Origin of the sequence: Streptomyces sp. NPDC088387 (genome assembly GCF_044753385.1) — a bacterium.
Lineage (GTDB): Bacteria > Actinomycetota > Actinomycetes > Streptomycetales > Streptomycetaceae > Streptomyces.
Map to the genome: position 1 here is coordinate 50341 of NZ_JBIVNC010000004.1, position 13065 is coordinate 63405.

Below are 13065 nucleotides of genomic sequence, written 5' to 3' on the forward strand. Positions count from 1 at the left end.
ACTTGAGGGACCCCCACCCAACGCCGCACACGGCTTGACCGTGACATGACGGTGCTGCCAATGTCCTATGCATCGATCAGCCACCCTCTGAAAATCATGGTTTCCCCAGAAGAGCGGTGTTGCGGCTGGCATCTGCCCAGGAAAGCGAACAACCAGCAGAGCTTTCTTTGGATTCAAGCGCCCGAAGGTTTTGAGTATGACGGACACCGTACCCGTGACGAGAATTCCTCGTCTTTACTGCCCCATTCCGTTCGCGGTCCATCCGGATGCCGAAGAGATCAACAAGGCAGGATTGAAGTGGCTGTCCGGATTCAGGTTGTACAACTGCGAAAAGCAGTGGAAGCGCTATGTCAGCGCCAAGCCCGGGATGCTCCCGGCGCATGTGATGCCCCGGGCACCCAGGGGCCCCGCCCTCCAGGCCGCCGCCAACCTGCTCTTCTGGCTCTGGGCATTCGATGATCTGGAGTGCGACGAGGCCGGCGACGATCTCTCCGCCGGAAACCTGACCCTGCTGCTCTGCGATCTGGCCCGCGTCGTCGAAGCTCCGTCCGGCCGCAGCGCCGCCAACCCGATCCTGGCAACCCTCGCGGACCTCCGCCGCCAACTGGAAGAAGTCGCCACACCGGTCCAGGTCGCACGGTGGGCATCGGCCATGCAGGCCTACTTCCTCGCGAACACGGGTGTCGCGATCCAGAACCAACGGCACCTGGTCCCGGATCTCGACACGTACGTCACCCTGCGCATTCACTCCGGCGCGGTGAAACCGACCCTCATGCTGCTCGACGTGGCGGACGGATACGAACTTCCACCCGCAGAACTCGAGCGCCCCGAGATATGGGCGCTGAACGAGATGGTCTGCGCCATCGTGGGCTGGGACAACGATGTCCTCACCTATCACAAGGAAGTCATTCGGGGCGGCGCCGATCACAACCTGGTCACCGTCCTCTCCCGAGAGAACAACTGCTCTCCGGCCGAGGCGGTCGCTCAGGCCGTGGAGATGCGGGATCGCGCACTGGATCTGTTTCTCCGCCTTCGAGAACAGGTCGCCGCGGACGCCGGACCGGACCTCCTTCGCTACCTCACCGGACTGTCCTCCTGGATCAGGGGACATCTGGACTGGGGAATGGCCACGGCCCGCTACCGGAATCCGGAGAACCCCGCGCACCTGCCCCGATCTCTCGCGGCAGAGCCGAGCGTCCACGACCAACGCCCGCTGCCCGTCCCCTCCATCGCCTGGTGGTGGCGACAACTCCGCCCCGTCGAGGCGATGGCACCACCCCTCGTGACGAGGCTGCCCCGCACACCCCTGACACCAGTGGCAACGCTGTCGGACGTCGCCCGCCCTTCCAGGCCCGCCGCATCGCAGATGCAGCGATAGGGGGTTCTCATTCCCGGGAATTTCATCACCGGTTCAGCGCCTCGGCCGCTTCCGGTTGTCGGACATCTGTGGCCGCTGATGCGGCGCCCCATCGAATTCCTTGAGTCGCTGTCGACATACGGCGATCTCGTGGAGATCCGGCTGGGTCCGACCCCCGCATATGTGCCGTGCCATCCCACGCTGATCCGACAGGTGCTCACCAACGACCGTACGTTCGACAAGGGTGGGCTCCTGTTCGAGCGGGCCGGCGCCGTGGTGGGAAACGGCCTCGGAAGCTGCCCGCACAGCCACCACCGCAGGCAGCGTCGGCTGATTCAGCCCGCCTTCCGTCACGAGCGGATCAGACACTATGCCGCCGTGATGGAGGACGAGGTGGACGGGCTCACCCACTCCTGGCAGGACGGGCAGGTCATCGACACCTTCCCGGTGCTCTGTGACCTCGGACTGCGCATCTCGACGCGCACTCTCTTCACCGGCAGCACCGTCAGCGAATCCGAGATCACGAACATTCGGGATTCGTTTGAGATCGCACTCCACCGCATCGTCAAGACCATGTTCATGCCGCACGGTCTTCAGAACCTTCCGACAGCCGCCAACCGACGCTACAAACGGGCTCTCGAATACCTCCATGAAACCGTGGGAAGGATCATTTCCCAATACCGGGAGAGTGGGGTGGACCACGGCGATCTCATGTCGATGCTCATTTCCTCGACAGACGAGGAGAGCGGCGTGGGACTGGATGACTCGGAGATACATGACCAGGTCGTCTCGCTCCTGCTGGCCGCGTCCGAGACCGTGCCCGCATGTCTGGCCTGGGCCCTCCACTCACTGTCTCTCCAGCCGGAGCTCATGACCCGGCTCCAAGAAGAGGTGGATACCGTCGTCCAGGGGAGAACGGCCCACTGGGGTGATGTGGAAGCACTTCCGTACACCCAGCGAGTGATCACGGAATCGCTGCGGCGCCATCCGCCGGGCTGGCTGTTCACGCGAGTGACCACGGAGGGGGTGGAGTTGGCCGGCCGGCACCTGAAGGCCGGCACCACGGTCATCTTCAGCCCACCGGCGGTTCAGAGCCGCGCCGACGTGTTCGACCGTCCCCGGGAATACGATCCCGATCGATGGCTCCGCGAACGGACACCCTCGGCACCACGCGGATCCTTCACCTCCTTCGGCGGGGGTGCCCGCAAGTGCATAGGTGACAACTTCGCCATGACCGAGATGGTGATCGCCCTGGCCACAATGGTGCGGACATGGCGTTTTGAGTGTCTTCCGCGCTCTGACCTGCGTACCGCGTCCCTGGCGACGGTCAACCACCCGCGTCGCCTTCTCCTCCGGGTCGCGAAGCGAACTCCGAGCCTCGCGAGTTCCCGCCCGTAGGGGCCACGAACAGCCCCAGGGGCCCCGGCCACGGCCGGGGCCTTCGGCATGTGGAGAAGGCGACGGGTGCGAGGCGGGGAATAGGTCCCCCGGGCGGCGCGCTTCCCGAGCGGGGCCCACGCACTTCATGGAGGTAGGAGCACGATGACCACGACCGCCGGCGACGACCAGCAGGACTACCGCGTCGAGCACGACTCGATGGGAGAGGTGCGGGTCCCCGCGGACGCGAAGTGGCGGGCGCAGACCCAGCGTGCCGTCGAGAACTTCCCGATCTCCGGGCAGCGCATCGAGCGGGCCCACATCGAGGCGCTGGCCCGCATCAAGGGCGCCGCGGCGAAGGTGAACGCGCGCCTCGGGGTGCTCGACAAGGACATCGCCGAGGCGATCCAGGAGGCGGCCGGCGAGGTCGCCGAGGGCAGGTGGGACGCGCACTTCCCGATCGACGTGTTCCAGACGGGCTCCGGCACCTCGTCCAACATGAACACCAACGAGGTCGTCGCCACCCTCGCCACCGAGCGGCTCGGCCGGGACGTCCATCCGAACGACCACGTCAACGCCTCGCAGTCGTCGAACGACGTGTTCCCGTCCTCCATCCACATCGCCGCCACGGCCGCCGTGACCCGCGATCTGATCCCCGCCCTGGAGCATCTCGCCGCGTCCCTGGAGCGCAAGGCGGAGGAGTTCGCCGACGTGGTGAAGTCGGGCCGGACCCACCTCATGGACGCCACGCCCGTCACCCTGGGCCAGGAGTTCGGCGGGTACGCGGCCCAGGTGCGGTACGGCGTCGAGCGGCTGACCGCCTCGCTGCCGCGTCTCGCGGAGCTGCCGCTGGGCGGCACCGCGGTCGGTACCGGCATCAACACCCCGCCCGGGTTCTCCGCCGCCGTCATCGAGGAGGTCGCCCGGGTCACCGGGCTGCCACTGACGGAGGCGCGCGACCACTTCGAGGCGCAGGGCGCGCGGGACGGCATCGTCGAGACCAGCGGGCAGCTGCGGACCGTCGCGGTCGGCCTCACCAAGATCGCCAACGATCTGCGGTGGATGTCGTCCGGTCCGCGCACCGGCCTCGCCGAGATCGCGCTGCCCGACCTCCAGCCGGGCTCCTCGATCATGCCCGGCAAGGTCAACCCGGTGATCCCCGAGGCCGTCCTGATGGTCTGCGCCCAGGTGATCGGCAACGACGCGACCGTCGCCACCGCGGGCGCCGCGGGCAACTTCGAGCTGAACGTGATGCTGCCGGTGATCGCCAGGAACATTCTGGAATCGGTGCGGCTTCTGGCCAATGTGTCGCGGCTGCTCGCCGACCGCACGGTCGACGGCATCACCGCCGACCGTGAGCGGGCCCGGGAGTACGCCGAGTCGTCCCCGTCCGTGGTCACCCCGCTGAACAAGTACATCGGCTACGAGGAGGCCGCGAAGGTGGCCAAGAAGGCCCTCGCCGAGCGGAAGACCATCCGGCAGGTCGTCCTGGAGGGCGGCTACGTCGAGAAGGGCGCTCTCACCGAGCGCCAGCTGGACGAGGCGCTGGACGTCCTGCGTATGACGCGCCCGTGACGGGCGGTTCCGGCGCGATGACTCTCGGGTGAACCGTGACGAGGACCGCAGCGTCGTATGCCAATGACACCTAATATCTGCGCATGGCGGACGACGGAACGGTGAGAGCGGTGGAAGCGGGCGGAAGCACCAGATACTGGACTCCCGGCAGCCAGATCCTGTGGCGCTACCGGGAGAACGCGGGGGCGCGCTTCCACATCGCCCGGCCCGTCACCGTCGTACGCGACGACGCCGACCTGCTCGCCGTCTGGCTGGCCCCGGGCACCCAGTGTGTGCGCCCGGTGCTGGCCGACGGCACACCCGTCCACCAGGAGCCCCTGGAGAGCCGCTACACCAAGCCGCGCTCGGTCCGGCTCGACCACTGGTTCGGCACGGGTGTGCTGAAGCTGGCGAGACCGGGCGAGCCCTGGTCGGTGTGGCTGTTCTGGGAGCCGGGCTGGCGGTTCAAGAACTGGTACGTCAACCTGGAGGAGCCGCTGTTCCGTTGGGACGGCGGAGTGGACTCCGAGGACCATTTTCTGGACATCTCCGTGGACCCGGACCGTACGTGGCGGTGGATCGACGAGGACGAGTTCGCCCAGGCGCAGCGGGACGGACTCGTCGACTCCGCGCTGGCCGGACGGGTGCGCGCGGCGGGGTCGGCGGCCGTGGAGGTGATCCGCGCCTGGGGCCCGCCGTTCTCGGACGGCTGGGAGCACTGGCGCCCGGACCCAGCCTGGGCGGTACCGTCCTTGCCGGACGACTGGGACCGTACGCCCGCGCATGTGTCCTCATGAGACCCTTGATGCGCCCCCGGGCAAGAAACGTAGGATCGTCCTCCGCAAGGGAGCGCGGCAGCAACTGCCGGAGCGTGCACGGAGTCTGACCAGATGTCACCGAGGGGCGGCAGGACGTGATCGAGCGGGACCAGGGCAACAGCCGTGCGGGCCGCACACAGTCGGCCGAAAGCACAGGAACAGCCTCTGACCACGCGGTAATTCCGTTCCTGGGGCACGTATTCCGGGTATCGGGACTTCTGCGGGACGAACACGCGCGGCGCGGCGCCCACCAACAGGCGCGACGCGCGGCCCCCGACGGACGGATGCGACACGCGTGACGGAGAATCCCACCTCCTATGAACGCCCCCAGCCGGGCGTCGACCCCGCGGACCCCCGCGGGGCGCTCCTGCACACCCCGCAGCGCGCCCCCGGCGACCTCGCCGGACCCGCGCAGGCGCGGACCGGTGAGACACCGTCGCCGGGCGCGCCCGTGACGCCGGAGACCGGCGTGGGGTCCGAGCACTCCCAGCCGGCCGCCGACGAGCCCCTGGTGGCCCCTCCGGCGCGCGCGAAGCAGGGTGTGGGCGACCACCGCCCGCGTCCCGCCCCGGAGGGCATCCCGGTGCAGCCGGACGCCGCCGGGCGCCCCGTGGGCCAGGAGCGGCGCACCGGGCAGAACGTGCCGGGTGCCAAGCCGACGCCGATGCGCCGGGACGGCGACCGGCTGCGGTTCGTGGGCGCGGCGACCCGGCGGATCGCCCGCGGCATGGACCTGGACGAGATCGTGATGGGCCTGTGCCGGGCGACCGTGCCGACCTTCGCCGACGCGATCCTGGTCTATCTGCGCGATCCGCTGCCGGTCGGCGACGAGCGGCCGACGGGTCCTGTGGTGCTGCGGCTGCGCCGCACCGACCGGATCCCCGAGGAGCGCGACACCGAGGGCGGCTTCCTGCCCGCGCAGGCGCCCGAGCCCAGCGAGCTGTCCGCGGTCACCGCGGAACTGTGCGAGGTACGGCCCGGCGGCGCCCTCGCGGAGGTGCTGCGCGGGGTCCGGCCGGTCTTCGCCGACGCGGCCGCCGCCCGCGCCGCGCTGCCCGAGCTGCTCGGCGACGACGCCGAACTCGTCGTACCCGCCGGTCAGCGGGCGATTCTCGCGCCGCTGCGGGGCCGTCGCCGGGTGATCGGCGCGGCGGTGTTCCTGCGCCGCCCGGAGCGGCTCGCGTTCGAACCCGACGACCTGCTGGTCGCCGCGCAGCTCGCCACGCACAGCGCGCTGGGCATCGACAAGGCGGTGCTGTACGGCCGTGAGGCGTACATCGCCGACGAGCTTCAGCGCACCATGCTTCCCGAGACCCTCCCCCGCCCGACCGGCGTGCGCCTCGCGTCCCGCTATCTGCCGGCCGCCGAGACGGCGCGCGTCGGCGGCGACTGGTACGACGCGATCCCGCTGCCCGGCAGCCGGGTCGCGCTGGTCGTCGGGGACGTCATGGGCCACTCCATGACGTCGGCGGCCATCATGGGCCAGCTGCGCACCACGGCCCAGACGCTCGCCGGGCTCGACCTGCCGCCGCAGGAGGTCCTGCACCACCTCGACGAGCAGGCCCAGCGCCTGGGCACCGACCGCATGGCGACCTGCCTCTACGCGGTCTACGACCCGGTATCGCACCGCATCACCATCGCCAACGCCGGGCATCCCCCGCCCGTCCTGCTGCACCTCGGCGGACGCGCGGAGGTGCTGCGGGTGCCCGCGGGCGCCCCGATCGGCGTCGGCGGTGTGGACTTCGAGGCCGTGGAGCTGGACGCGCCCGCCGGAGCGACCCTGCTCCTCTACACCGACGGGCTCGTGGAGTCCCGGCTGCGGGACGTCTGGACCGGGATAGAGCAGCTGCGCGAGAAGCTCGCCGCGACCGCGCAGCTCACGGGACCCGACCATCCGCCGCCGCTGGAAGCGCTCTGCGACGAGGTGCTCGACATGCTCGGACCGGGCGACCGGGACGACGACATCGCGCTGCTCGCCGCCCGCTTCGACGGGATCGCGCCGAACGACGTCGCGTACTGGTTCCTGGAGCCGGAGGACGCGGCGCCCGGCAAGGCCCGCCGGCTGGCCCGGCGCGCCCTGGAGCGCTGGGGTCTTGAGGAGCTGTCGGACTCGGTCGAGCTGCTGGTCAGCGAGGTCGTGACCAACGCGGTGCGCTATGCCTCACGCCCGGTGACGCTACGGCTGCTGCGCACGGACGTGCTGCGCTGCGAGGTCGGCGACGACGTGCCCCAGCTGCCCCGGCTGCGGCAGGCGCGCGCCACCGACGAGGGCGGGCGCGGGCTCTACCTGGTCAACCGGCTGGCCCGGCGCTGGGGCGCGACACGGCTGAGCACCGGGAAGGTCGTCTGGTTCGAGCTCAATCAGACCTGAACCAGCCTTGGATCGAGTCCAAAAGTTGCCGATGTACCGACGGAGGAGTTCACTGGCTGGGGTGAGTCAAGCGACTGACGACCTCGTGAGGGAGGACGCTCATGACGCAGACGCCCCAGCACCATCCGTACACCACGAGCAACGCCGGGATCCCGGTGGAGAGCGACGAGCATTCGCTGACCGTCGGCTCGACCGGTCCGATCCTGCTCCAGGACCACTATCTGATCGAGAAGATGGCCCAGTTCAACCGGGAACGGGTCCCCGAGCGGGTGGTGCACGCCAAGGGCTCCGGCGCGTACGGCACCTTCGAAGTCACCAACGACGTCAGCCAGTTCACCAAGGCCGACCTGCTCCAGCCGGGCAAGCGCACCGAGATGCTGGCCCGCTTCTCCACGGTCGCGGGTGAGCTGGGCTCCCCCGACACCTGGCGCGACCCCCGCGGTTTCGCGCTGAAGTTCTACACGGAACACGGCAACTACGACATGGTCGGCAACAACACGCCGGTCTTCTTCGTCCGTGACCCGCAGAAGTTCCAGGACTTCATCCGCTCCCAGAAGCGCCGCCCCGACAACGGCCTGCGCGACCACGACATGCAGTGGGACTTCTGGACCCTGTCCCCCGAGTCCGCGCACATGGTGACGTGGCTGATGGGCGACCGCGGCATCCCGAAGACCTACCGGCACATGAACGGGTACTCGTCGCACACCTACATGTGGGTCAACGGCGGCGGCGAGCGGTTCTGGATCAAGTACCACCTCAAGACCGACCAGGGCATCGACTTCCTCACCCAGGAGGACGCCGACCGGCTCGCCGGCGAGGACGCCGACGTGCACCGGCGGGACCTGTTCGACTCCATCGCCGGCGGCGACCATCCGTCCTGGACGATGTACGTGCAGGTGATGCCGTTCGAGGACGCCCCGGACTACCGGTTCAACCCGTTCGACCTGACCAAGGTGTGGCCGCACGGCGACTACCCGCTGATCGAGGTCGGCCGGATGACGCTGAACAAGAACCCCGAGGACCACTTCGTCCACATCGAGCAGTCCGCGTTCGAGCCGTCCAACCTGGTGCCGGGCATCGGACCCTCGCCGGACAAGATGCTGCTCGGGCGGCTCTTCTCCTACCCGGACACCCACCGGTACCGGATCGGCCCCAACTACACCCAGCTGCCGCCCAACCGGCCCCACTCGCCGGTCAACTCCTACGCCAAGGACGGGCCCATGCGGTACGAGCCGGCCAACACCGGTGCGCCGTACGCCCCCAACTCCTACGGCGGGCCCGCCGCGGACGTCGACCGGTTCGGCGACATCGCCGGGTGGCAGGCGGCCGGGGAGATGGTGCGGGAGGCCTACGCGCTGCATCGGGAGGACGACGACTTCGGGCAGGCCGGGACGATGGTTCGGGACGTGCTGGATGCGGCTGCCCGCGAGCGGCTGGCTTCCAACATCGTCGGTCACTTGAGTGACGGGGTGTCCCGGCCCGTGCTGGATCGCGCGGTTCAGTACTGGCGGAACGTGGACAAGGAGCTGGGGGATCGGGTCGCCGGTGCGGTCAATGGGGCCTAGGGTTCGGCTTTCCCGCCGTCGTGGCTGGTCGCGCAGTTCCCCGCGCCCCTAAAAGCCAAAAGCCCCAGGGGCGCCCGGCGTCATCGTGCCGGGCGCCCCTGTTTTTCTACTGCTGTCTTCCGTCGTTCGGGATGGCCGGGTCGTCCGGAGTTTCTTCCGGGGGGTCGGAGGTGGCGGGGGTTTCCGACGGCTCCTGCGTTGTCGGGGTCTCCGAGGGTTCCTCCGTCGTGGGGGTTTCGGACGGGGTCTCCGTGGGGGTGTCCGATTCCGTGGGGGGCTCGGTGGTGGGCTCGTTGGTGGTGGGTTCCTCGGTGGGTTCCCGGGTCTCGCTCGGGGTGATCGTGGGCTTCACGGCCGCGCCCTGGTCCGTGTCCAGGTCGAACTTGGTGACCTTGTCCATCACACCGAAGGTGTACTGCGCCCAGATCTGGGCCGGGATACCACCGCCATTGACCCGGCCCTTGCCAGGCAGGGTGCCGGTGGCGCCCTTCATGTCGACCTGGTTGTGGGTTTCGGCGTCCTCGCCGAACAGGCCGACCGAGGTCACCAGGCTCGGGGTGTAGCCGGTGAACCAGGCGGACCGGCCGAAGTCGGACGTACCCGTCTTGCCCGCCACCTGCTGCCCGTCACGCTTCGGGTTGTTCCGCACCGACGTACGGGCCGTGCCGTCGTCGACCACTCCGGTCAGGACCGAGGTCACCGTGTCCGCGGCCTCGCGGGTGATCACCTGGTCCCCGATCGGGTCGGGCAACTCCACGACCGTGTCCTTGTGTTCGGCCTTGGCCAGCACCGCCGGTGTGACCTTCTTGCCGTGGTTGTCCAGCGTGGCGTACATCCCCGCCATCTCCAGCGGGCTGGCACCCATGGTGCCGAGGGTCTGGGCGGGTACCGCCTTCATGCCCTCGGTGTCCATGCCGAGCAGATCGGCGACGTCCATCACCTTGTCCATACCGACGTCGACGCCCATCTGCGCGAAGACCGCGTTGATGGACTTGTTCATCGCGGTCTGCACGGAGACCTCGCCGTAGTCGACGTCGTCCTCGTTCGGCGGGGCGAAGCCGACCTTGTCGCCGCCGTCCACGACCTGGTGCTTGCTGTCACCGTCGTAGACCGTGTTCGCGGTGATCGGATCGCCGTCCTGGGTCTCCGCCTCCTCCTCCAGCGCCGCCGCCAGGATCACCGGCTTGAAGGTGGAGGCCGGCTGGTAGTCGCGGCGGGTGGCGTTGTTGCGGTAGTGCTTGACATAGTCGGCACCGCCGTACATCGCGACGACCTTGCCGGTCTTCGGGTCGACGGAGACCGCGCCGGGCTGGATGTTGGCGTCGACCTTGCGCTTCTCCGGGTCGAGCTTGCTCACGAGCTGGTCCTCGGCGGACTTCTCCAGCTCGGCCTGCTTCTTCTTGTCGATGTTGAGCGTCAGCGTCCAGCCGCCGCGCTTGACCATCGCGAGCGCGTCGTCCTGGTCCTCGGCCGTGCCCTGCGCGACGAGCTGGCGGGCCAGCTCCGCGTTGGCCTCGTCGACGAGATAACCGGTCTGGCCCTCCAGGCCGGGTGTGCCCTGCGGCTCCTTCGGCACCGGGAACTCCATGCCCTGGCGTTCGGAGGCGTCGAGCCAGCCCTCCCCGACCATGTTGTCCAGGACGTAGTTCCAGCGTTCCTCGACCAGCTTCTTGCTGAGGTCCGAGGCCTCCGCCCAGTCGTACTGGCTCGGCGCCTGGAGCAGCGCGGCGAGGTAGGCGCCCTGCTCGACGGTGAGCTTGTCGGCGTCGACCCGGTAGTAGGCCTGCGCGGCGGCCTGGATGCCGTACGCGTTGCGGCCGTAGTAGCTGGTGTTGATGTACCCGGCGAGGATGTCGTCCTTGGACTTCTCGCGGTCCACCTTCAGGGAGATGACCAGCTCCTTGAGCTTGCGGCTGACCGTCTGTTCCTGGGTGAGGTAGTAGTTCTTGACGTACTGCTGGGTGATGGTCGAGCCGCCCTGCTTGCCCTTGCCGGACAAGGTGTTGAGCAGACCGCGGGCGGTGCCCTTCAGGTCGACGCCGGCGTCCTGGTAGAAGGTCTTGTTCTCGGCGGCGACGAAGGTGCGCTGGACCGGCTTGGGGATCTGGGCGAGGTCCACGATCTCGCGGTTGACCTCGCCGTTGCGGGTCATGACCGAGCCGTCGCTGTACTCGTAGACGTTGCTCTGCTCCTGGGCGACCGCGTTTCCCTTCGGGATGTCGATCACCAGGTAGAGCACGATGAACGCGCCGATGCAGAGCAGACAGAAGCCGAGGAACGTACCGAGAAGCTTCCTCCAGGTGAGGAAGCGTCGTATGCCGGTCTTGCCCTTCTCGTTCGACGAGCGGCGACGCTTGGGCGCCGCGCGGCGGCGGCCACCGCGCTGCCGTGCTCGTCTCTCTTCCGCTCGTCCCATGGGTCCGATTACTCCGCTTCGGTCTCGTCTGTCACTTGAGTGGGCGGCTCAGGTCAGCTCAGAAAACTAACACCGCCGTCTGTGACAAAGGGCGTTCGATCCGGTCTTTTACGGACGTGACAATCAGCACCCGTCCCACTGGAACCGACGAACGAAGGGGGGTTGGGGTTGCCGTGACGGGGTAAAGTGATATCACTTAGTAAGCACTGAGCTAGTGAAACGGGGGAGTACCCATGTCCACAGACACACCCACACCCGTGGCCGACGTCCCGGAGATGCCGGCGCCACGCGTCCGGGAGTTCATCGCGCCCAGCATCGGCGGCGGGCTGGCGCTGCTGCTTGGCCTGATCGGGCTGTTCGCCGGTGTCGGCATGGCCGTCTCGGCCACCGCGGTCTCGGCCGCCGCGGGCAAGGCCGTACTGATCGTCGGCGGCATCCTGATCGCCATCGCCGCGTTCGTCGCGATGTGCGGGCTGAACATGGTGGCGCCCGGCGAGGCCCGTGTGGTCCAGCTCTTCGGGCGCTACCGCGGCACGATCCGGCGCGACGGCCTGCGCTGGGTGAACCCGCTCACGTCCCGTACGAAGATCTCGACCCGGGTCCGCAACCACGAGACGGCCGTGCTGAAGGTCAACGACGCCTACGGCAACCCGATCGAGCTCGCCGCGGTCGTCGTGTGGCGGGTCGAGGACACCGCGCAGGCCTCCTTCGAGGTCGACGACTACATCGAGTTCGTCTCCACGCAGACCGAGGCGGCCGTCCGGCACATCGCCATCGAGTACCCGTACGACGCCCACGAGGAGGACGGTCTCTCGCTGCGGGAGAACGCCGAGGAGATCACCGAGAAGCTCGCCGTCGAACTGCACGCGCGGGTGGAGGCGGCCGGCGTCCAGATCATCGAGTCCCGCTTCACGCACCTCGCCTACGCGCCCGAGATCGCCTCGGCGATGCTCCAGCGCCAGCAGGCCGGCGCGGTCGTCGCGGCCCGGCGGCTGATCGTGGACGGCGCGGTCGGCATGGTCGAGATGGCGCTGGTGCGGCTGGCCGAGCGGGACATCGTGGAGCTGGACTCCGAGCGCAAGGCGGCGATGGTGTCCAACCTGATGGTGGTGCTGTGCGGTGACCGGGCCGCGCAGCCGGTCGTCAACACCGGGACGCTCTACCAGTGACGGGTCCGTCCGAGGGCGGAGGCCCCGAACGCCGGACGCCGCAGCAGCGCAAGCAGGTGCTGCTGCGGCTGGATCCGGCGGTCTACGACGCGCTGGCCCGGTGGGCCTCCGACGAGTTGCGGTCGGCGAACGCGCAGATCGAGTTCCTGCTGCGGCGGGCGCTCGCGGAGGCGGGGCGGCTGCCGGGGGACACCGGGCCCCTGCCGCGCCGCGGGCGGCCTCCCGGGGGCTCCGCCCCCGGACCCCCGTCGGCCTGAACGGCCTCGTCCCCAAACGCCGGACGGGCTGGAAGTCGCGGGACCGGAAGTCCCACGGCGCAGCCCGTCCGGCCGTCGCAGAACCGTGACAATCGCCCCCCACCTGCACCTCCACACCCACAGCCAAGATCTACACACTCCGCGTATACATAGTGGGTATACCTCGTGTGTAGAGTGCTCC

The 13065-nt window shown here is 68.9% G+C and carries 9 protein-coding genes; 8 read left to right on the forward strand and 1 reads right to left on the reverse strand.

The features are described from left to right. The first annotated feature begins 196 nt into the window (after positions 1 to 196). The 6 genes from ACIQAC_RS11740 (at position 197) to ACIQAC_RS11765 (ending at position 9042) form a co-directional block, all read left to right on the forward strand. On the forward strand, positions 197 to 1378 hold the full coding sequence (locus ACIQAC_RS11740) for a hypothetical protein (protein WP_402189423.1): 1182 nt from the start codon (positions 197 to 199) through the stop codon (positions 1376 to 1378). A 24-nt stretch (positions 1379 to 1402) separates the two neighbouring features. Further along, positions 1403 to 2755, forward strand: a complete 1353-nt coding sequence (locus ACIQAC_RS11745; protein ID WP_402190653.1) for a cytochrome P450 — start codon at positions 1403 to 1405, stop codon at positions 2753 to 2755. A gap of 144 nt (positions 2756 to 2899) precedes the next feature. Continuing rightward, complete coding sequence (locus ACIQAC_RS11750; RefSeq protein ID WP_402189425.1) at positions 2900 to 4309, forward strand: class II fumarate hydratase; 1410 nt, start codon at positions 2900 to 2902, stop codon at positions 4307 to 4309. Between the two features lie 83 nt (positions 4310 to 4392). Continuing rightward, complete coding sequence (locus tag ACIQAC_RS11755) at positions 4393 to 5085, forward strand: DUF402 domain-containing protein (protein ID WP_402189427.1); 693 nt, start codon at positions 4393 to 4395, stop codon at positions 5083 to 5085. A 316-nt stretch (positions 5086 to 5401) separates the two neighbouring features. After that, a complete protein-coding gene (locus tag ACIQAC_RS11760; RefSeq protein WP_402189430.1) occupies positions 5402 to 7477 on the forward strand; it encodes a SpoIIE family protein phosphatase in 2076 nt (691 codons plus the stop codon). 101 nt (positions 7478 to 7578) lie between these two features. Further along, positions 7579 to 9042 carry a catalase gene (locus ACIQAC_RS11765; protein ID WP_402189431.1) on the forward strand — a complete coding sequence of 488 codons (1464 nt, stop codon included), beginning with the start codon at positions 7579 to 7581 and terminating at the stop codon, positions 9040 to 9042. A 106-nt stretch (positions 9043 to 9148) separates the two neighbouring features. On the opposite strand, the gene ACIQAC_RS11770 is transcribed toward ACIQAC_RS11765, so the two are convergent. Then, positions 9149 to 11458, reverse strand: a complete 2310-nt coding sequence (locus tag ACIQAC_RS11770; protein WP_402189434.1) for a transglycosylase domain-containing protein — start codon at positions 11456 to 11458, stop codon at positions 9149 to 9151. 233 nt (positions 11459 to 11691) lie between these two features. Between ACIQAC_RS11770 and ACIQAC_RS11775 the strand changes: the two genes are divergently transcribed. Further along, a complete protein-coding gene (locus ACIQAC_RS11775) occupies positions 11692 to 12627 on the forward strand; it encodes an SPFH domain-containing protein (RefSeq protein ID WP_402189435.1) in 936 nt (311 codons plus the stop codon). After that, the gene (locus ACIQAC_RS11780; RefSeq protein WP_402189438.1) at positions 12624 to 12884 is read left to right on the forward strand and encodes a hypothetical protein; all 261 of its coding nucleotides are present in this window, start codon (positions 12624 to 12626) and stop codon (positions 12882 to 12884) included. The genes ACIQAC_RS11775 and ACIQAC_RS11780 overlap by 4 nt, the downstream gene beginning before the upstream one ends. Positions 12885 to 13065: the final 181 nt, after the last annotated feature.